Annotated in this window: 21 protein-coding genes; 8 read left to right on the top strand and 13 right to left on the bottom strand. The window is 36.4% G+C overall.

From position 1 onward, the window contains the following. The first annotated feature begins 79 nt into the window (after window positions 1-79). Window positions 80-382 (top strand): DUF3910 family protein, encoded by a 303-nt coding sequence (locus FH036_RS23345; protein WP_001102522.1) that lies wholly within the window; start codon window positions 80-82, stop codon window positions 380-382. Between the two features lie 91 nt (window positions 383-473). On the opposite strand, the gene FH036_RS23340 is transcribed toward FH036_RS23345, so the two are convergent. The 3 genes from FH036_RS23340 to FH036_RS23330 are packed head-to-tail and all read right to left on the bottom strand — an operon-like array spanning window position 474 to window position 3,914. Beyond that, the gene (locus FH036_RS23340) at window positions 474-1,853 is read right to left on the bottom strand and encodes a zinc ribbon domain-containing protein (RefSeq protein WP_000666871.1); all 1,380 of its coding nucleotides are present in this window, start codon (window positions 1,851-1,853) and stop codon (window positions 474-476) included. Between the two features lie 13 nt (window positions 1,854-1,866). Next, window positions 1,867-3,420 carry a membrane protein gene (locus FH036_RS23335; RefSeq protein WP_000271603.1) on the bottom strand — a complete coding sequence of 518 codons (1,554 nt, stop codon included), beginning with the start codon at window positions 3,418-3,420 and terminating at the stop codon, window positions 1,867-1,869. A 5-nt stretch (window positions 3,421-3,425) separates the two neighbouring features. Further along, on the bottom strand, window positions 3,426-3,914 hold the full coding sequence (locus tag FH036_RS23330) for a zinc ribbon domain-containing protein (protein WP_001281743.1): 489 nt from the start codon (window positions 3,912-3,914) through the stop codon (window positions 3,426-3,428). A gap of 157 nt (window positions 3,915-4,071) precedes the next feature. Between FH036_RS23330 and FH036_RS23325 the strand changes: the two genes are divergently transcribed. Continuing rightward, window positions 4,072-5,691, top strand: a complete 1,620-nt coding sequence (locus tag FH036_RS23325) for an SWIM zinc finger family protein (RefSeq protein WP_138320716.1) — start codon at window positions 4,072-4,074, stop codon at window positions 5,689-5,691. Further along, complete coding sequence (locus tag FH036_RS23320; protein WP_000610093.1) at window positions 5,675-8,431, top strand: DEAD/DEAH box helicase; 2,757 nt, start codon at window positions 5,675-5,677, stop codon at window positions 8,429-8,431. The genes FH036_RS23325 and FH036_RS23320 overlap by 17 nt, the downstream gene beginning before the upstream one ends. Before the next feature lie 74 nt (window positions 8,432-8,505). Here FH036_RS23320 and FH036_RS23315 read toward each other — a convergent pair whose 3' ends face one another. Continuing rightward, a complete protein-coding gene (locus tag FH036_RS23315; RefSeq protein WP_001080716.1) occupies window positions 8,506-8,991 on the bottom strand; it encodes a VanZ family protein in 486 nt (161 codons plus the stop codon). Window positions 8,992-9,101: 110 nt separating this feature from the next. On the opposite strand from FH036_RS23315, the gene FH036_RS23310 reads away from it, so the two are divergent. Both FH036_RS23310 and FH036_RS23305 read left to right on the top strand, forming a co-directional pair. After that, the gene (locus FH036_RS23310) at window positions 9,102-9,326 is read left to right on the top strand and encodes a DUF1659 domain-containing protein (RefSeq protein WP_000257700.1); all 225 of its coding nucleotides are present in this window, start codon (window positions 9,102-9,104) and stop codon (window positions 9,324-9,326) included. A 67-nt stretch (window positions 9,327-9,393) separates the two neighbouring features. After that, the gene (locus tag FH036_RS23305; protein WP_139896285.1) at window positions 9,394-9,609 is read left to right on the top strand and encodes a DUF2922 domain-containing protein; all 216 of its coding nucleotides are present in this window, start codon (window positions 9,394-9,396) and stop codon (window positions 9,607-9,609) included. A 19-nt stretch (window positions 9,610-9,628) separates the two neighbouring features. Here the strand turns inward: FH036_RS23305 and FH036_RS23300 are convergent, their stop codons facing one another. Then, a complete protein-coding gene (locus FH036_RS23300; RefSeq protein ID WP_139896284.1) occupies window positions 9,629-10,027 on the bottom strand; it encodes a DUF4359 domain-containing protein in 399 nt (132 codons plus the stop codon). A gap of 194 nt (window positions 10,028-10,221) precedes the next feature. Here FH036_RS23300 and FH036_RS23295 point away from each other — a divergent pair, with 194 nt between their 5' ends. Beyond that, window positions 10,222-10,728, top strand: a complete 507-nt coding sequence (locus FH036_RS23295; protein WP_001001397.1) for a competence protein ComK — start codon at window positions 10,222-10,224, stop codon at window positions 10,726-10,728. A 55-nt stretch (window positions 10,729-10,783) separates the two neighbouring features. On the opposite strand, the gene FH036_RS23290 is transcribed toward FH036_RS23295, so the two are convergent. From FH036_RS23290 to FH036_RS23270, 5 genes are all read right to left on the bottom strand, one after another. After that, window positions 10,784-11,254 (bottom strand): sigma-70 family RNA polymerase sigma factor, encoded by a 471-nt coding sequence (locus tag FH036_RS23290; RefSeq protein ID WP_070807199.1) that lies wholly within the window; start codon window positions 11,252-11,254, stop codon window positions 10,784-10,786. 218 nt (window positions 11,255-11,472) lie between these two features. Further along, window positions 11,473-12,150: a YknW family membrane protein gene (gene yknW / locus FH036_RS23285; protein ID WP_139896283.1), complete on the bottom strand. Its 678-nt coding sequence runs from the start codon at window positions 12,148-12,150 to the stop codon at window positions 11,473-11,475. A gap of 113 nt (window positions 12,151-12,263) precedes the next feature. Next, the gene (locus tag FH036_RS23280) at window positions 12,264-13,466 is read right to left on the bottom strand and encodes an ABC transporter permease (RefSeq protein ID WP_000054360.1); all 1,203 of its coding nucleotides are present in this window, start codon (window positions 13,464-13,466) and stop codon (window positions 12,264-12,266) included. Then, window positions 13,463-14,143 (bottom strand): ABC transporter ATP-binding protein, encoded by a 681-nt coding sequence (locus tag FH036_RS23275; protein WP_000631600.1) that lies wholly within the window; start codon window positions 14,141-14,143, stop codon window positions 13,463-13,465. Before FH036_RS23275 ends, FH036_RS23280 begins: the two co-directional genes overlap by 4 nt. Next, window positions 14,140-15,333 (bottom strand): efflux RND transporter periplasmic adaptor subunit, encoded by a 1,194-nt coding sequence (locus tag FH036_RS23270; protein WP_139896282.1) that lies wholly within the window; start codon window positions 15,331-15,333, stop codon window positions 14,140-14,142. The genes FH036_RS23275 and FH036_RS23270 overlap by 4 nt, the downstream gene beginning before the upstream one ends. A 376-nt stretch (window positions 15,334-15,709) precedes the next feature. Between FH036_RS23270 and FH036_RS23265 the strand changes: the two genes are divergently transcribed. Both FH036_RS23265 and FH036_RS23260 read left to right on the top strand, forming a co-directional pair. Further along, window positions 15,710-15,901, top strand: a complete 192-nt coding sequence (locus FH036_RS23265) for a helix-turn-helix transcriptional regulator (protein WP_001067018.1) — start codon at window positions 15,710-15,712, stop codon at window positions 15,899-15,901. After that, window positions 15,902-16,414, top strand: coding sequence for a DUF3278 domain-containing protein (locus FH036_RS23260; protein ID WP_098270281.1), 513 nt, complete (start codon window positions 15,902-15,904; stop codon window positions 16,412-16,414). It begins immediately after the preceding gene. Between the two features lie 111 nt (window positions 16,415-16,525). Here the strand turns inward: FH036_RS23260 and pgtP are convergent, their stop codons facing one another. From pgtP to FH036_RS23245, 3 genes are read right to left on the bottom strand one after another with little or no spacing between them, the layout of a single operon-like run. Beyond that, window positions 16,526-17,860, bottom strand: a complete 1,335-nt coding sequence (pgtP, locus tag FH036_RS23255; protein WP_000477581.1) for an MFS transporter — start codon at window positions 17,858-17,860, stop codon at window positions 16,526-16,528. Between the two features lie 19 nt (window positions 17,861-17,879). Further along, window positions 17,880-18,914, bottom strand: coding sequence for an ABC transporter substrate-binding protein (locus FH036_RS23250; RefSeq protein ID WP_001225632.1), 1,035 nt, complete (start codon window positions 18,912-18,914; stop codon window positions 17,880-17,882). Beyond that, window positions 18,911-19,693 carry a DUF3919 family protein gene (locus FH036_RS23245; RefSeq protein WP_139896281.1) on the bottom strand — a complete coding sequence of 261 codons (783 nt, stop codon included), beginning with the start codon at window positions 19,691-19,693 and terminating at the stop codon, window positions 18,911-18,913. Before FH036_RS23245 ends, FH036_RS23250 begins: the two co-directional genes overlap by 4 nt. Window positions 19,694-19,752 lie beyond the last annotated feature (59 nt).

Raw genomic sequence — 19,752 nt, 5'->3', positions numbered from 1 at the left:
CCAATGACTGCTAAGGCCAGTTCTCTTTGTTGAGAGCTGGCTTTTATTTTTTTATAATAGTTATAAGGAGGCTATACTCATGAATGTACAAGCAAAAGTAGACTGGATCGGTACACCAAAACCGTATATATATAAAGATGAAGTAACATATGACGCTACTTCTATTGATTTTTCACTCGCTGGCGACGACAATCGCTATAAATTAATTGTGCTCAAGTCTGAAGAAAATACACATTACAAATTTGTCCAATATGGAATCAAACCCGGCTCACAAAAACCGTTCCCTATCGATATTCCATTTGAACAAAATATGTTACCAATGATTGAACAAATATTACGTGATCCATATGTACAAGCAATATTAAAAGAGACGCGCTCATAATTGTAAAAAAAATATCCACGGTTTGACACGAAATATTGAGTTAGCCACAAAATAAAAGAGGCTGTTCAAATATTGAACAACCTCTCTCATATTAACGAGTTGGACCAGATACTTCCTCTGACTTAAGCGTATTATTCGCTCCAAGAGAATGGTACAATATCTTTCCATTTCCATTCACAGTAACGATATGATCATTATTAAAGCTTTTGAACTTCACAGAGCCATCACCGTAACGAATATGATACTCTTCATATGTCGTTACTTTATATTTCGTAGCACTTTGACGCTCTACATTACGAATTTCCATTGTTAATAAATCTTCTGTAATTCCTTTTTTGTGTAAATACTGTATATAATCACGGTCTTCCTTGTACGATTTCCCGCTCTTATCATAATTATTTTCAATTAGGCTAAAATCATTTAATGAAATCGCACGCACATTATCATAAAGATGATTTCGTACAAAGTCGCCGACAGCCGAACTTGATGTTTCTTTCGGGAATTTTAAGTAATACGTGCTCTGGTCTCCGATTTTAACACTTTCAGATTTCATCACACCAAAATCAGTAGTTTTCTCTAAATGTACTTCTACTGTTTCATCTGTGGATACAGGACCAAGCTTATAACTTCCATAGCTTAATTTTCCACGTTTTTTTCCATTCACAAATACAGTTGCATCATTTTCATCAGAAGAAATGGTTACATACTTTCCTTCTAATGATAATGTCACATCCACTTTCGCCTCTTTTTCATCTGCCAAGTCCACTTCTTTTTCTGTTTCTAACTCAGTTAGTTCCGTCTTCGCTTTTGCCTTTACAACGTAAGAACCAGGGAAATATGGACCAACTTCTTTTGAAGTTTTATCACTCGATAACTCTGTCTCTTTCTTATCATTCACATATATTTCAGCGCTTTTCGCAGTTGTGCTTACATTCATATAATAAGATTTCATATTAAATTTATATTTCGGATATAAGAACCATTCTTTCCCGTCTTCTATAATTTGACCATCTTTAAATGATGCTTTATCACTTGCTAGTTTTTGATCTACTGTCTCTCTTTGTAAATAAGATAGCAGTTCTTTATTATAAGAAGGATTTTCTTTTAAATAACGGATATATCCTTTAATATCGTCAACTTTCACTTTCAAACTCGGATCATCTACTTTTACAAACTCATCAATTGCATTCGCATCTTTCTTTTGGAATGCTTCAATCATAGCATTGACCTGCTTTTCTTTTGAAAACTTACTTGCCCCAAATTTATACGCACCAAACAATATAGCAAAGATAACAACAAAGCCTATAAGTAACATTATATTTTTCTTACTTTTCACTGGCTTTATTTCTCGTTGTACTTCTGAACGAGAAGAAGCTGCCTGATCAGCAATTACATCTACCTTACTTCCACACTCGGAACAAAAGTTCAAATGATCCGCAACTTGTTTATTACATTTCCCACAAAACTTCAAATGGCTCTCCCCCTTATTTTTTTCCTAACTTCATACCTGCGAATGTTAATGCGTACGAAAGAAGAAAACTCCCTACCATTAAATACAGCGTGCTACTTTGAATAGAGAACAATGGTCCGGAAATCCCAGCAAATTCTTTCATAACTTCTTTACTCCCTGAGGCCTCAATATGAATTTTGGCCAACCCATTTACACAAAGCATCATCACAGTATACACCGCACTAAACACAGCAATAGTTACGTACATATTTTTCATTGGATATTGAGCCAATTTCATCCCCGCTCTAAATAGTAAAATGCATGGTAGTACAATTAATAACCCCCACCAGTGCATATAGGAATTGAAATCATCAATTTCTTTTACTCGTTTAAGATTCGCTCCATTAGCGATTTCCAGATCTTTTAATGACGTACCATTTATTGATATTCCTGACGTATAAGATAGATGCAATGGACCTTTTTCCATTGAGTATCTTCTCATTTCTCTATCCATATCTCCCCATTCAATTGCTGTTGGAGCAAAGTGAGCCATATTCCACATGTATGGTGTTGCTTCTAATGAAATGAATGTTTTATATGTTTTCTCTGGAAAATCAATTGGTCCCACTGACTTTGAACTGCTAAATAAAATTGTAATAAGTATAATACCAAATGTAATAAGCAATCCTTTTAATACAGTTACGACACTATAATAAATAGATGTTGCATATGGAATACTTCGACTTATAGAAGATAATAGACGGTGTGGCCCGGCTTGAATACACATACCAATAAAGGTAAATAATAAACCAAATATAATGCCATACAATAAACTACTAACATGTGAATAACCAATACTGATTGTCATCGTTTTATAGAATTGAGAAATTGTCGTAGAAGAACCTGCAATAAAGCTAACAATACACAAGAAAATTCCATATATGATACCGATAACACTCGATGTTAGTAACTTCTCACGCCAAATAGCAGAAGGGTTGCTTTTCTCTACAAAGAATCCAATTCCACCTAATATAAGTGCCGGAATTGCTAACAAGATGAACAATGGGAAATGAAGGATAAATGACATCGTATATGCCCCGCTCCCACTAACTTCAAGGCCTATTAAATGATACATTAAAATTAATGGTGCTATGCCAATGAAAGATTGATTAACAGTAGTCTCATTCAGCATACCGTCCATCTTTGTGAGCATCGTTCTCACTAGATCGTTAATCGCCGCATCGACAACTAAGCTACCAATCCAACCGGCTATAAACATACATATGATTGCAAGCCCACCACCAAGTAAACCTTTTTTCAAAGTGCTTCCAGAGGGACTTACATGCAATTGTAAACTTTCGTCTGGTAATCTCGTTTTCATTTCTTTTTTTATAATACCTAATAAGGAATCCCCGCATTTCTCACAATATGTAGCGGTCCCTTTACTTTCCACTCCACAAGTTCGGCAATACTTTGAGTCTTTCGGTGCTAACGTAACTTCACTTTCTACACTACCTGTACTTGATCCATCATGTGTACAATAATTCGCTACATCCGATTGTTCTAAACCACAAGTTTTACAATACATGTTCCTCACTCCTTACTTTGCTTCATACCACAAACTGGACAGAATGTAGCCTCTGTTGCAATTTGTTCACCACATGAAGTACATGATTCATTTTCATCATTTTTTGATTGAAGGAGTAACTCATTTTCTTTCCCACACTGTCCACAAAACTTATCATTTACTGATAATGGGCCGCCACAGCTACATTGCCCTTTCTGTCCTTGATTCTGTAAATTAGCTATTTGCTTACGCGTATTATAAATAGCTACATCCAGCTCTTGTACTGGTTCTATAATATTTTTTAACACATCTACTCGAACTTCATCATTGCGGAGTTGCATATAGGCCATTTGACCAAGTTCCAGCAAAATTTCCGTTTTCGCCTGTAGTTTCTCTTGCGTAATTTTCTTTAATTGCGCAACCTCTTGGGCTACTTGTAATTTCATCTTCCCTTGCTCTATTCCCTCTTGCAATTTGTTCATACCACTACCAAACTTCGATTGTAAATCTGACAAAACTTAATCCCTCCATAAATATATAGTAATATACGAAATTAACATTTTATATATTACCATGATTTTCAAGTAATGTAATCTAAATTTCATTTTTTCTGTTTTGAGCATTTTTTGTTTATAATGGTAAAGGAAAGAAATATGTGTACGGAGGAATATTATGCTGCAACACTCAATTACGAAAGATGAAATTATGATGATTGCGAATGAGTTCGTTCAAGGACTAGATCCACAGCAAACAGCTGATCAGGAACATGTCGCTACAGCTCGGCACCTATATCGTAGTGGTGTTGTCTACAACGTTGACTTTGATGGCTATACGCTATCAGGAACTGTAGATGCTGAAGGCAGCGTATATAGCGTCCATATCCCGATTCGTAACGTAGCTGAAAGCTATTGCGATTGCTTCGCACCAACGCAATGTGAGCATATGCTCGCTGTGTTACTATCGGCAGCGTCTAGTTTCGGGCAAGTAGGAGATGTATTAAATTTATTTAAAAATAATACGAAACCTTCTCTTCCTCCTATTCGAACTGCAAGACAAGTATTGCAATCATCAGCTTTTGAAGAAACGGATTATAAAAGTTGGCAATCCTATTTTGATAACGAATATGAATCATTTAAAAAAGAACAAGCTCGGCTTACTTATAAACAAATGTATTTTCTTATGAGTATTTTTACGGACTTCTATACGAAACTTGAGCGGAAGGCTCCGCGTATCGTTGTGATACATGAATTGTTCAGGTTACATGCAGCGCTTTATTGCTTTCAAAAATTATTAGAAGAAATTCAGGACTTTGAAGCAAATAAAACGTATTCTTATCATCAGCCTGTTAACGTCGTTCGCCTATTTGTAGATAAGGTGGAATCCATCGTTCGGGACTTACAATCAGAATCGATTCCTTCAGAGTCTAAATCAATTCTGCAAGAAACAGCTCGTTTCGTTCACGAAGTATTTTTCTCCACCGATGCCTATACGCAAGAGAGGTTCTTTATTTATCGTCACATATGGAGTGAACTGTTACACAATAACGAGCAACTACAAGAAGAAGAAAAACGAATCGATACGAAAATGAATCCACTTTCCAAAGCATTAGCATCTTCTCATCTACTCTTTTTAAATGACGAAGATCGATTAGCGATGGACTTACTAAAGAAACAACCTGCTTCTGTTGTAAGTCTGTACTTCTATTGGTTAGAGGAATTATTAAATGCAATGAAATGGGATCGTGCGAAAAACTGGCTTTCCTTTACGTATAAACAAGTGAAGAAAACGATACATGAGCACGAAAATACAATTTTCATAAAAGATATCGTTCGCTTATTTGTTATCATGTATGAAACGTATGCAACTCATACAAATGAACAAGCCGGACTCGAAATGATTTTGCAAGAACTATTACCATATAGTTTCGCAAACTATGAGCAATACGTACTCGCGAAAAAACAGTATCGAACATGGGCAGAACTTCAGCTCTTACATGGACTTGAAGCGATTGAACTTTTGAAAGAGCCACTGAAAGATATTGAAAAGGAAGCACCAGAAGCGGCACTTCCTCTTTATCACCTTGCTGCCGTAGAGGCCATTGAAGAGCGAAATCGCAAATCATATAGACGTGCAGTTCGTTACTTAAAGAAATTACGTACATTATATAAACGATTAAAGCGCACCGATGAATTTGATGCATTCATTATTCACATTGCAAACTTACATTCACGTTTGCGTGCACTACAAGAGGAATTACGGAAAGGAAAATTAATCGATGATCAATCAAACTGAAGTAACAATTAGGCTCCAGCACGTTAGTCACGGTTGGTTCCTTTGGGGAGAAGATGATAGCGGTACTCCATTATCCGTAACAAGTTGGAAACGAAATGCATTTACATGGCACTCCACTTCCTTCTACGGCACGTTTCTAAAAGAAGCAACCTTTGAAGGAAGACAAGGTGTTATGCTAACAAACGCACAAGCATTTGAATACATCGCGAATAAACCGATGAACTCCTTTGCCCGTATTCAAATGAACGGCCCTATTACAGCACTTACGGAAGATGCGAACGAATTGTGGGATGCCTTCACAAGCGGTAGCTTCGTACCTGATATGGAGCGCTGGCCTAAACAACCATCTTGGAAAGTTCAAAATACTCCAATCGAAGATGAAACATTGGCATCTCTTTTCTCGGCTGCAGTAAATGAAAGCATATTACAAGATAACCGTTCAAATGACGGATGGGAAGATGCAAAGAGACTTTATGAACATTACGACTTTACGAAAAGACAATTAGACGCAGCACTACATGAAGAAGATTGGCTTCGAAAAATTGGTTACATTGAAGATGACCTTCCCTTTACAATCGGACTACGACTACAAGAGCCGCAAGAAGAATTTGAAATGTGGAAGCTTGAAACAATTGTTACACCAAAGCGCGGGGCACATCGCATATATGTATATGAAAGTATCGATTCTTTACCAAAACGATGGCACGATTATGAAGAACGTATTCTTGAAACACAAGAAGGATTCAGTAAGCTCGTACCGTGGTTAAAAGAAGGGGATACATTCCGAAGTGAACTCTTTGAAACAGAAGCGTGGAACTTCTTAACAGAAGCAAGTAACGAATTACTTGCTGCAGGTATTACGATTTTACTACCATCATGGTGGCAAAATTTAAAAGCGACAAAACCGAAATTACGTGTGCAACTGAAGCAAAATGCGACGCAAACACAATCTTTCTTCGGTATGAATACACTCGTTAATTTTGACTGGCGCATTTCAACGAACGGCATTGATTTATCAGAAAGCGAATTTTTCGAACTCGTTGAACAAAACAAACGATTATTCAATATAAATGGTCAATGGATGAGACTGGACCCAGCCTTTATTGAAGAAGTACGAAAGCTCATGAATCGTGCTGATAAGTATGGACTTGAAATGAAAGATGTCCTTCAGCAACATTTATCCAACACGGCTGAAACAGAAATTGTAGAAGAAGATAGTCCGTTTAACGATATTGAAATTGAACTGGATGAATATTATGAAGAGCTATTCCAAAAACTATTGCACATTGGAGATATTCCGAAAGTAGATGTCCCTTCTTCACTAAACGCTACACTCCGCCCGTATCAACAACATGGCATTGAGTGGTTATTATATTTAAGAAAACTTGGATTCGGCGCATTGTTAGCTGACGACATGGGACTTGGAAAGAGTATTCAAACGATTACGTACTTACTATATATAAAAGAAAACAATCTCCAAACAGGTCCTGCCTTAATCGTGGCACCGACATCTGTTCTTGGGAATTGGCAAAAAGAATTTGAGCGTTTCGCACCGAATTTACGCGTTCAGTTACATTATGGAAGTAATAGGGCGAAAGGCGAATCATTTAAAGACTTCCTTCAATCAGCAGATGTTGTATTAACGTCTTATGCATTAGCTCAACTTGATGAAGAAGAACTTAGTACATTATGCTGGGATGCTGTTATTTTGGATGAAGCACAAAATATTAAAAACCCACATACGAAACAGTCTAAAGCAGTGCGAAACTTACAAGCAAATCACAAAATCGCATTAACTGGGACACCGATGGAAAACCGCCTTGCCGAGCTTTGGTCTATTTTCGACTTCATTAATCATGGATATCTTGGCAGCTTAGGACAATTCCAGCGCCGCTTCGTCTCACCAATTGAAAAGGACCGTGACGAAGGAAAAATCCAACAAGTTCAACGTTTTATCTCGCCGTTTTTACTGCGTCGTACGAAGAAAGATCAAACAGTCGCATTAAACTTACCAGATAAACAAGAACAGAAAGCTTACTGTCCGCTTACTGGTGAACAAGCTTCCTTATATGAACAACTTGTTCAAGATACGTTGCAAAATGTAGAAGGATTAAGCGGAATTGAGCGACGCGGATTTATATTACTCATGCTGAACAAACTTAAACAAATTTGTAATCACCCTGCTCTTTATTTAAAAGAAACAGAACCGAAAAACATTATCGAACGTTCCATGAAAACGAGCACGCTCATGGAACTCATTGAAAATATAAAAGATCAAAATGAAAGTTGTTTAATCTTCACGCAATACATCGGTATGGGGAACATGCTAAAAGATGTGTTAGAAAAACATTTCGGTCAGCGCGTCCTCTTCTTAAACGGTAGTGTACCGAAGAAAGAACGTGACAAAATGATCGAACAGTTCCAAAACGGAACGTATGACATCTTCATCTTATCGTTAAAAGCAGGTGGTACAGGGTTAAACTTAACAGCTGCCAACCATGTCATTCACTACGATCGTTGGTGGAATCCAGCGGTAGAAAACCAAGCAACAGACCGTGCATATCGCATTGGTCAAAAGCGTTTCGTTCACGTTCATAAACTGATTACAACGGGGACACTTGAAGAGAAAATCGATGAAATGTTAGAAAGAAAACAGTCATTAAACAACGCCGTCATTACAAGTGATAGTTGGATGACAGAACTATCTACAGATGAACTAAAAGAATTACTTGGTGTATAAAGTGAAACTTTAATCAGTGGGGGTCTTACTGCCCATTAAAGCGGGATAAACAAAAGGAGCTAATCTTTTCGAGATTAGCTCCTTTTTCTATTCCAAAACCAATTACTTATTATAATACCTGTTAATCCGCCGCACGTATCTAGCAATGAATCTTGCCACATCGGTGTACGATCTCCCGTAAACCATTGATGAATTTCATCAAACGTTGCATATCCCGCAACGAAAAGGAGCGCGTATAGGAAACACCTTTTTCTCGAACAACCCGATCGATGAAATGCATAATACGTCAATGAACCGAGCATAAAGAACACCATAAAATGAGCACCTTTACGAAGGAAAAACTCAATAAATCCGCCTACACCTTTATTTGCAATACTAACAGGTGTACCACCGCCGTAATCGATAGATACCCATGAAAAATGCTCTTTCACAAACTCCACATTTACATATTGTTCAATATCCGAACGCATATCCTGCTTTTTATATGGTTGTGCCGAGGAATAGAAAATCAGCCCCATCCATAGTAAAACAGGAATCCAAAATAACCATTTACGATTCATTCTTCCGAAACCCCTCTCTTATTCTTTTAAGCGTACCAAAAAAAAGAATAAATTTCACGCCAAAACATGACATTTGCATCCTATTTATATAGTGAAAGGGGGTGATAAACATGGCAGTCGAAACAATCGTAATGGATTTAACTTTACGTCTCGTCTTAAACAATGGATTAGATAAGAATGGAAAAACAGTTTTTAAGAACAAACAATTTAAGCGCGTAAAAACAAACGCAAACTTAGACCAAGTACAAAACGTAGCACGTGCTCTTGCTTCTTTACAAGCATCACCACTTCACGCTGTACAACTTGTTAGCACATCAGATCTTTCTACCCTTTAAGGTGGCAATGTAATCAGTGGGGATGTCCCCACTGATTACAAGATAAATAAAAAGGAGGAAACAACGTATGCAAGTACTAGAATTAATTTTCGCGAAAGAAGATGGAAAAACAGTTGTCTTTTCTATCGAGAAGCCGATCACACCTATTGATGCACAAGTCGTAAATCAAGTAATGGATACGATTCTTGCCTCATCTGTATTTTCATCAATTAATGAAAATACCCGAAAAAAAGGAGCTCGTATCGTAGAAAGGACTGTATCTGAAGTTCCCATTACCTTATAGACAAAAAGACGAATCTGCATCATTTTGCAGATTCGTCTTTTTTCTTCGGCATTTCAATTGGAATAAAGATTTTTGAAAAACCGACGCATACATATTTATAGTGTTCTCCGCCGATATCAAATTCCGTCTTATATGTTGAGAAGAATATATAATCATCTCGCTTCGTATAATGATCGATTAACAATCCAACTTGCGGCTCAACATATTTTTTCGCCAACTTCTTACCAGCCGATGCTAAATCACCAAGGAGCCCCTCTTCATTTTCCTTTTGAACTTCGTCTAGCTTCTTACTTACATCATTACGTTTCATAAACTGCTTCGCTGCCCAATCCGTATATTCACCTTTACTCGGATTACTATTTACTAAATATACTAGAAGAACAACAACTAGAGCCATAATAATATACCTTTTCTTCATACTATCTCACCGCCTACTCTTTTCTATTTTCATATATATGTACAAGCGATGCAAATTAGAAAGACTATCATCTATTGATTGTAAACGAATAGCTAAAATTTACAATATGAAATAAAAGATTAACAATTAATTTACTTAATTCGTATATAATTATATTGAGAATTATTATCATTTATAAAGGGGGAATTAAATTTATGAATGAAGAAAATGCTATTATTATTTCTAATTCAACAATGATGTTAGAACCTTGCAAGCACCCTTCTTATTACACAAAAGTGATCGACAGTAGTGGGAACCATCTTTACTCCTGTCAAACCGCTCTCCAGCTCATAAAAAAATCTTGTTTAACCAATGTTCACTCTACTTATCAAGGTAGACGGAAAGCAGTTCAAACAAACTTTCATTTCAAACAAAATGTGCCGATTCCAATTAATCATCGAGAATATATTTGTGCTTTCCCAACAGAGTCTCCTTCTTCTCCAAACTGTATATGGCTGTTTTATAACCATATAGATGACATAGAGTTTTTCAAAAAAAGTAAAAAAGCTACCATTCATTTTTCAAATGGCACAACTACAACTATACATATCAGTCCCCATAAGTTAAAACAACAATTATTAAAAGCTGGATATGTATTATCACGTATGAACATGCAAGATTCGCTACAATTTAAAAACCTCTTATTACATTTACTACCTTAACAAAATAAGTAGAATGGAAAGCAATATCCCTTGCCTTCCATTCTTATGATACTATTTATCCTCTTAAGCTATTTCGCATTTTCTCAAGTGCTCGCCGGTACACCCACCTCACTTGATAATAGGTCATCTCTGTCTCTAAAGCGATTTCCCCCATCGTCTTTCCTACAAAAAAACGTTCAAAAATAATATACTTCTCCTTCTCATCTAATACACTCATAAAATCCTTCACTTTCATTTCAATATCTTCAAAACGAAAGATATCCTCATACTCTCCTACACATACACACTTTTCTTGCACTGTGAATTCTTTTTTCAACCTCTCTAATATATAACCACGTACCGTTACAACTGCATATGCAGGAAAACTCCCTTTCTCCGCATCATACCTTTCATACGCATGCCAAAGGCCAATTAAACCACATTGATAATACTCTTCATAATCTTGATAAATCCCTAACTTCTTTATTTGATTTACAATCATTCCTTCATACAACACAACTGCCTCTTTAAAATTCGCTGGCTTCACACAGTACCCACTTCTAAAAGGTATACCTCTTTGTTATTCCGCCGGTACCTCCACAATATAAAAATAAAGAGGGGAATTCACTGTGAGTAATTTTAAATAGTATCGCTGAAATTTGAAATTACAATGGGTAGAATTTGAAATTTTGTTGGTCTTATTTGAAATAAGGGTAAAAATAAAAAAGGTGACTCTCGGGAGAGCCACCTTTCTTACCAAATATATTATGCACCAATACCAGCTAAACCTTTTACAACACCTAATGCAACTGTTAGAACGAAGAAAATTACAATTAATGTTGTAGCTTGTTTCTTACTTAAGCCAGCTACAATATGTAACCCTAGTCCCGTTAGAACTAAACTCCAAATATTGAAAATTTCAATTGAAGAGCCAATTCCATGTAACACTGTTCCTTTTTCAAATAAAGGAGCTAAACTTGTATAAACATCAACACCATTTCCATCAAATACAAAACCTAATGCTACATTTAACAATCCGCCGATATAATAAACAAGGTTAGCATATAAGTAAATAGATAATATCTTCATGTACGGAGTATCATTGCTCATAAACATCATAATAATTTTATAAAAACCAGCTGCAATAAATAGCCCTATAGGGGTACCTATTACACCAACAAGTGCTCCACCACCAAGTGCAAATCCTTTTATCATTGCGCCTGCTTCACCGTTTAACTCTTTTGCCATCTCTGGCGTATTAATTAATGTTAAGTATGCTGCACCTGTTGCCATAATCGTTCCCAATAAAATAAATAAAACAAATGCGCCCCAGACCGGACTTTTCGTCTTCATTCTCTCAAACTGTTCACCTGGAGAAGTAATCATTCCAAATAATGATGGCTTTTTTGAACCTACATCTTGCGTATTAATATTTGCTTCCATTATAACGCCTCCTTCTATGTATATAACCCGTTCTAACGGGCGGTTCACTTCCTCATATAGAGGCTACGAACCGCCCACTAGAACGGTAGTGTATAGTTCTACTACACTAGTAATTACTCATAACGTAATGCTTCAATTGGATCTAATTTCGCAGCTTTATTTGCTGGAATTAATCCGAAAATAATGCCGAGTGTCATCGAGAATAATACGCCGCCAACGACAACTTCCCATGAAACAAGAGGTGGCCATTTTGCGAATGTGGAAACGATATATGCTCCGCCATATCCAAGACCAATTCCGATCAAACCACCTAGAAGTGTTAACATAACTGCTTCAATTAAAAACTGTAATAAAATTTTACTACGCGTTGCCCCAAGTGCTTTACGTATCCCAATTTCGCGCGTACGCTCCGTTACAGATACGAGCATAATGTTCATAACGCCAATACCACCAACGACTAATGAAATACCCGCGATACCACCGATAATCATCGTCATAATATTAGTTACTTTAGAAACATTTTCTTGGAATTCTTTTAAATTCACCAGTTCATATTTACCTGGAATTTCACTTGGCTTACGACTATTTAATACATCCACAGCCTGTTTCCCAGCTGCTTCTAAATCATCTACATTTTTAGCTTGAATTGCGATATTTTGAATATTATCTGTTCCGAATAAAACAGGCCATAACGTAAGAGGGATTAATGCTTCTTCCATTTCAAATCCCATAAACTCATTATCAGATGTATACACACCGACAATTTGCATTGGCTGCCCCTTCATCTCAATAATTTGTCCAACTGGGTTTACGTCCTTAAATAACGTTTCTTCTGTTTTTGTACTAATCATCATAACGTTATTTGCATGAGTAATATCTGATTCACTTAAAGTACGTCCCTTTACGACCTTTACTTTATTAACGGCAAAATATTCATTATCCAGACCAATAACATTCAGATTTGCCTTTTTATCATTTACATCAAGTATCTCCATTCCCTGATTTGTTGTAATAACGTGGGATACATCCTTCACTTGTTTTACTTCCATAATATCTTCTTCCGTTAACTTCGGTATTTCATGCCCGCCCATATTAAACTCATCATTAATATCTGCTTTAAATTGAATTGGCATAAGATTATTACCGCCAGAACCTGCGAATTTCGACTTCAGCATCGCTTCCCCGCCTTGCCCAATTGCAACGACAGTAATAATCGAACCAACGCCGATAATAATACCGAGCATCGTAAGAGCTGAACGCAGTTTATGAGCTAAAATAGAAGAGAGGGCAATTTTTATACTATCTAGTAAACTCATACCGCACACCTTCTATCTTCTGTAATTTTCCCGTCTCGCAGTACGATGCGGCGGGAAGAATACGCTGCTACTTCCTCTTCATGCGTAACCATAACAATCGTCGTGCCTTCTGCATTTAACTTCGTGAAAATATCCATAACTTGCTCACCAGACTTCGTATCAAGTGCACCAGTCGGCTCATCGGCCATAATGAATGTTGGATTATTCGCGATTGCTCTTGCAATTGCGACACGCTGCTTCTGTCCACCTGACAATTCGTTCGGTAAATGATGCACGCGATCTGCTAATCCGACTTTGCCAAGCGCCTCTAAAGCACGCTTGCGACGCTCTGCCTTCTTTATGCCGCCATATACAAGCGGAAGCTCAACATTTTCGACTGCCGAAAGACGCGGAAGCAAATTAAAGTGCTGAAACACAAAACCGATATATTCATTACGAATTAAAGCAAGCTTTGACTCGTCTGCTGTTAAGATATTCACATCATTCAGCATATATTCGCCTTCTGTTGGACGATCTAAACAACCGATAATATTCATAAGCGTTGATTTACCAGAACCAGACGGTCCCATAATCGAAACGAACTCGCCGCTCTGAATCGTTAAACTAATACCATGCAAAATCGGCACTGCCAATTTTCCTTGATAATACGTTTTAGCAATATGATTTAGCGTAATCATTTCTCTTTCACTTCCATTCCGTCATACACATCGTCGGAAGGATTTTTAACCACCTTTTGCCCCACTGTTACGCCTTCAGTAATCTCTGTCCAGTCCCCATCAGTAGAACCTTTTTTCACATTTTGTTTACGAAGCTTTCCTTTATCCTCAACATAAACAAATGCATCATCATCTTTTTCTACAATGCTCTTAGTCGGAACAGCAACCATCTTCTTATTCTCTAAATTTACTTGCAGAGAAACGTGATAACCTGGAGATAAACCATCTTGACTATCAAGACTTGCTTTATATGTATATTGAGACATATTTTGAGTCGCTTCACCCATACCGCCAGCTTGCGCCATCTCTGCACTTGTTGGGAATTCACTTACTTCTGTAATCTTACCTGTCCACTTCTTCTTATTATTTGCTTTCGCAGTTACAGTAAATGTTTGATCCTTTTGAATTTGTGATTTTTGAAGCTCCGTTAACGTACCTTGAATTTGGAATGGATCTTTAGAAGCCACTTGTAAAAATGCTTTCCCTTGACCACCTAACGCTTGAGATGAACTTTGCGCTGCATCTTTATCTAACTTTTGAACGACACCAGCAAAGTTACTATAAATCGTAAGCTCTTTCTGTTTTTTACTTAACTCTTCTTTCTGCAACTTCCCTTTTTCTTTCTCAAGATCAGTTGTCTTTTGCGCTATCTCCAGCTCACTTACTTGCTCTTCCATCGGATCTGTTACTTCTTTCCCAGCTCCGCTATCTTTCGCTTTCTTAATTTCTTTCTTCAGCGAATCAATTTTCTTCTTCCCTTGATCATAACGCATATCTGCCATCTTCTGATCAAGCTCAGCTTGCTTCATTTGCAAATTAATCTCTTCATTATCATAAGAGAATAACTTCGTACCTTTCTCTACCTCTTGTCCTTCTTTTACTTCAATATCTTTCACTTTCCCTTTGGCCGGATCCGCATAAAAACTTTCAATATTCCCAGGCTTTACCTGACCAGAAATTAACTTCGTATTATTCAGCTTTCGCTCCGTTACCTTCTCAAAACTTACAGCATCAGCAGACGTTGATGCGCCTTTTTTCTTACCTTGCATTACAAAAATATTAACTGCTGCTACAATAACAATTAGTGCAATAACCCCGATAATAATCCATTTCTTCTTCTTGTTTGGAGTACGAACCGTATTTGGTACCATATTCTCGCTCCTTTTTATAACTTAATAGTTTAATATAAAAATTGTATAAAACTTTCTGAAAATGAATTACATATTATTACATTCTTTTTACAAAGTTTTACACATCCATTTATATTGTAACAAAAATTCCAATGATTAGAAATATGACATTATGTCTTTTAAGATAGATTTAAGGAAAGATTATAGTAATATAAGAAAAGTTATCGTTTATTAATAAACTTCTCACAAAGATAAATTATTAAAATTATTTTCCTAATTGCATCACTATCATTTTTGTCATATATATTTGACTTTTCATTTATTCAACTATAAAATGTCACATATACATGACATTCTGGTGCACAAGGTCTACAACTATTAACTAGGAGGCTTATATTTGAATAACGTTAAACAATATCGAAAATCTGAAGGTCTCTCGCAGCTAGAATTAGCTAAAAGAGTTAAAGTGGCGAGACAGACAATAAACTTAATTGAAAACAATAAATATAATCCCTCTTTAGCCTTATGTATCGAATTAGCAAAAGCACTAAAAACAGATTTAAACAGTTTATTTTGGGAGGGAGATTAAATGATGAAAATTGAATGGAAAGAAAGAGTTTATAATAGTTTTGTTGGAACAATGAGTGAGCGAGATGAATATCAAAAACAAGAAATCAATAAAGAATTATCTGTAGCTGGAATTGGTTTATGGTGGTTAAATATGTTGGTCATGCTTATTATGTTACTTGTTGATACTATGAACCATACAATATCTATAGGAACTATATTAGTTTTTCTATCTAATATGATTTACGCTAATTATTTAGCCTTTAAATTTAAGAAAAAAGGTTTAAGTGATACTGAATGTGCAACAAAAGAAGAATATTTGCAACACAAGAAAAAATTAAGAAAAGCTGGCTTAAAAGCAGGTTTGCTTTGGGGCTTTCAAATGTTTGTTTTTATGAATTATATCCTTCCCTATGTAGGTTCGGAGGAAATCTCTATTTCTTTATTTAAAGTTGTAATTTTCATCTGTGGCGGCGGATTTTTTGGTCTAACTATGTACGTAATTGGTTTATTAAATCTAAAAAAATTATATTAATTAATAAAAATCATTTACATATTAAACTGCAATTTTACATACTGATTTTCCTCGTATAAAAATATAAAAGCTATCCAGTATATAAACTGGATAGCTTTTTAAAATGAAATATTATGCTACTTTAGAAGCTTTTCTCTCATGTCCTATTTGAACAATCAATAAGAATATTGTTGATAAAATACCACCTGCTAACAGTAACATGAAGCAACCATCCCAGCCAGAACGATCAACAATAATACCAATTGCGGCGTTTGCTATGAAACTTCCTCCAACATAACCGAACAGACCACACATACCAACTGTCGTACCTACTGCAAATTTCGGTACTAATTCCATTGCACTTAAACCGATTAAGAATTGTGGTACATAAATTAAACAACCGATAATAGAAACTGCAATACTCACAACTATAATATTAGTTGCTTGCCAATACACGATTGTTCCAACAACAACCCCAGCCATACTTATAACACATAACGGCATACGTTTCCCTTTGAATAATTTATCACTTAAAAAACCGACAATTAAAGAACTTGGAATCGCTGCTGTTTCAAATATTGAATACGCAAAATGCGCCTCTGTTTTTGTAAAACCTTTAACTGTTGTTAAATAAATTGGTACCCAGTTAATAACACCGAAACGAATTAAGTAAACAAATGCATTCGCAATACATAAGAACCATACAAATTTATTTTTCACTACATACTTCATTAAGATTTCTTTTGGTGACATCTTGTTAGCGTTATCTACTTTTTCAAGCTCTTCATAATCATTACGATATTCATCAATTGGCGGAAGACCTTCTGATTCTGGTGTATCTTTCGCATTAATCCAAACAAGAACTGCAATTACCATTGCGATAATCGCTGGGAAAATAAATACGCCACCTTGCCAATGACTTTCCCCAAAAATACCTACACCAATTCCAATGAATGGCGGAACAAGTAGTGCTCCAACGTTATGTGAAATATTCCAAAGACCTGTTTTCGTACCGCGTTCTTTCTTTGAAAACCATTTCGTCATAACGATACTACAAGGTGGTGCACCCATACCTTGCACAATACCGTTTAGAACAAGTAATGTTAAAATCATCCCAAAGGAAGATGCATAGCCGAAACAAATATTAACAAGTCCAGATAAAAATAAACCTACTGCAATAAATCGTTGAGCAAATGCCTTATCAGATAAATTACCCATAAAGAATTTACTAAGTCCGTAAACAACAGCCATTACTGCACCCAATAACCCAATTTGTGTAGTGCTAAATCCGAACTCATCAACTAAATATGTAGTAGATAAATTAAAATTACTACGAACTAAATAATAAGCAGCATATCCAACTGAAATTCCGATTAACACACGAATACGTAGTAATCGATATACACGGTCGATCATATCCGCAGGCAATCTTTCAATTGCAGGTGCTGGCTTGAGCCATTTAAACATATTCTTTCGTCTCCTTTTCTCACTTCTGAGAGAGACGTTGTCTATTCCATATCTCGATTATTCCGCTATTTGATATATGTTGATTCGTTCTCCTAACCGGCTGTCCTTCTATTTCTTTCTCGTTCTTCGCAAACATCGTTGGCACGCCAAACGAAACCTTTTCTAAAATGTGACCCGCTTCTTCTGATAAACAATAATCAATAAATAAATCCGCAATAATACCATTCGGTGCACGCTTTAGTTTCGAAATCGCATTAACAGATAGACCTGTTTGCTCAGGTACGATACTTACAACTGGAAAGCCTTGTTTTTGAAGCATTCTTTGATCTCCCATGAAGTTGATGCCTATCATATATTCACCACTCGCAACAAGCTCTACTGGCATGTAACCATTCACCGTTACTTCACCAACTTGCCCTGCAAAGTTCTTAACATATTCTTTCGCTTCCTCTTCACCTACAGTATCAATAAGTGATTGAAAAAACGTATAGGCTGTTCCTGAAACATTTGGATCTGGCATAACAATCTTTCCCTTATATACTGGATTTAATAAATCTTGCCACCTTGATGGATAAGGAAGTCCGAGCGGTGCTAATTCCTCGTTCCACCGCTCTTTATTGATTGCAATTGCCAGCTTCTCTACTTCATAACCGTACCAATAACCATCTTTATCTTTCACAGTTTTTGAAATACGGTTCGCATGCTGACTCGTAACAGGAATAGATAGATTTTTTTGCTTCATCATTTGATGCGCGTCTACCGTACCGCCAATAATAATATCCGCTTTCGGATTTCCAGCTTCCTCTTCTACCCTCCGAAGAAGCTCTTCTGTCGAAAGACGAATAAATTCATACGTACAGCCGCGTGGTTTACAAAATGATGAAAGCAACGCTTCCCCAACTTCCTCACGAGCCGCTACATACGCAACTAGATGACGATCATTCAAAATAGGGAGACCACTTTTATTATATTTAATAGAGGTCGTATCTCGAGAGCAACTAGACATCGCTCCTCCAATTACTAGCAAAAAGAAGAAAAAGGCTATCTTTCTCATGACACATTCTCCTTTACAAATACATTTGCGAGGGAGCTTTTCATATACATGACATTCCCATTATTATCACCGAGATATTGCACAACAAAATACGATGGATACACAGAAATAGTAAGAATGTCTTCACGCTCATTCTTTATACGCTTACCAGTTTTATAAGCAGTAACATAAGCGATCGGTTCATTCTGTGATTGTAATAACTTCTGGATTTCTCCGTAATCTGTAATTTGCTTTGCGTACCGAATCGAATCAAGTATGTGCGTAAGATTCACCGTACGTTCTACACCACCTTGGCGTACTATGACATCCTGTGCTGACGCAAAAAAATCATGAATACGTTCTGGTGTGTAATACAGGCTTAACAAATACGTTTGCAATGCTGAAATCATTGGATCCGTACCATTCTTTCCGTACATATCAGCCCCGTACTGGAACAAGTCACCTACTGCAAAAGTACGTTTCTGTCCATTCAAGTACGTTACTTCTCCAGTAAATACTTGTTCTTGATTCTTAGCTTCACTCGGATTAATTTGAATTCGGTCAAAAAATGAAACAATCGTATGCAAACGAACTTCATCCGTTATAACAATTTCTCCCCACTTTTCATGCCTAACCTTCATTTCAGTAGGCAGGGATTCATTCACTCTTTGTAAAACAGCTTGTTTGTCATTCACGATTGTGATCCGATTATATATTTGCTTCTCCATCACATAAAACAAAATAAGAGAAACAATGATACAAAAGACAAACATAAGAATTTGAAATGATAGCCTTTTCATTTCTGCCTACCTCCAAGATAAAAAAACGTTGTTTCGAAAATACCGCATAATTGTTTCAT

The sequence above is a fragment of the Bacillus sp. CD3-5 genome (assembly GCF_006349665.1).
In the GTDB taxonomy this organism is placed as follows: domain Bacteria; phylum Bacillota; class Bacilli; order Bacillales; family Bacillaceae_G; genus Bacillus_A; species Bacillus_A paranthracis.
The sequence above is the reverse complement of the archived record's forward strand: the minus strand, read 5'-3'. Positions and strand labels throughout refer to the sequence as shown.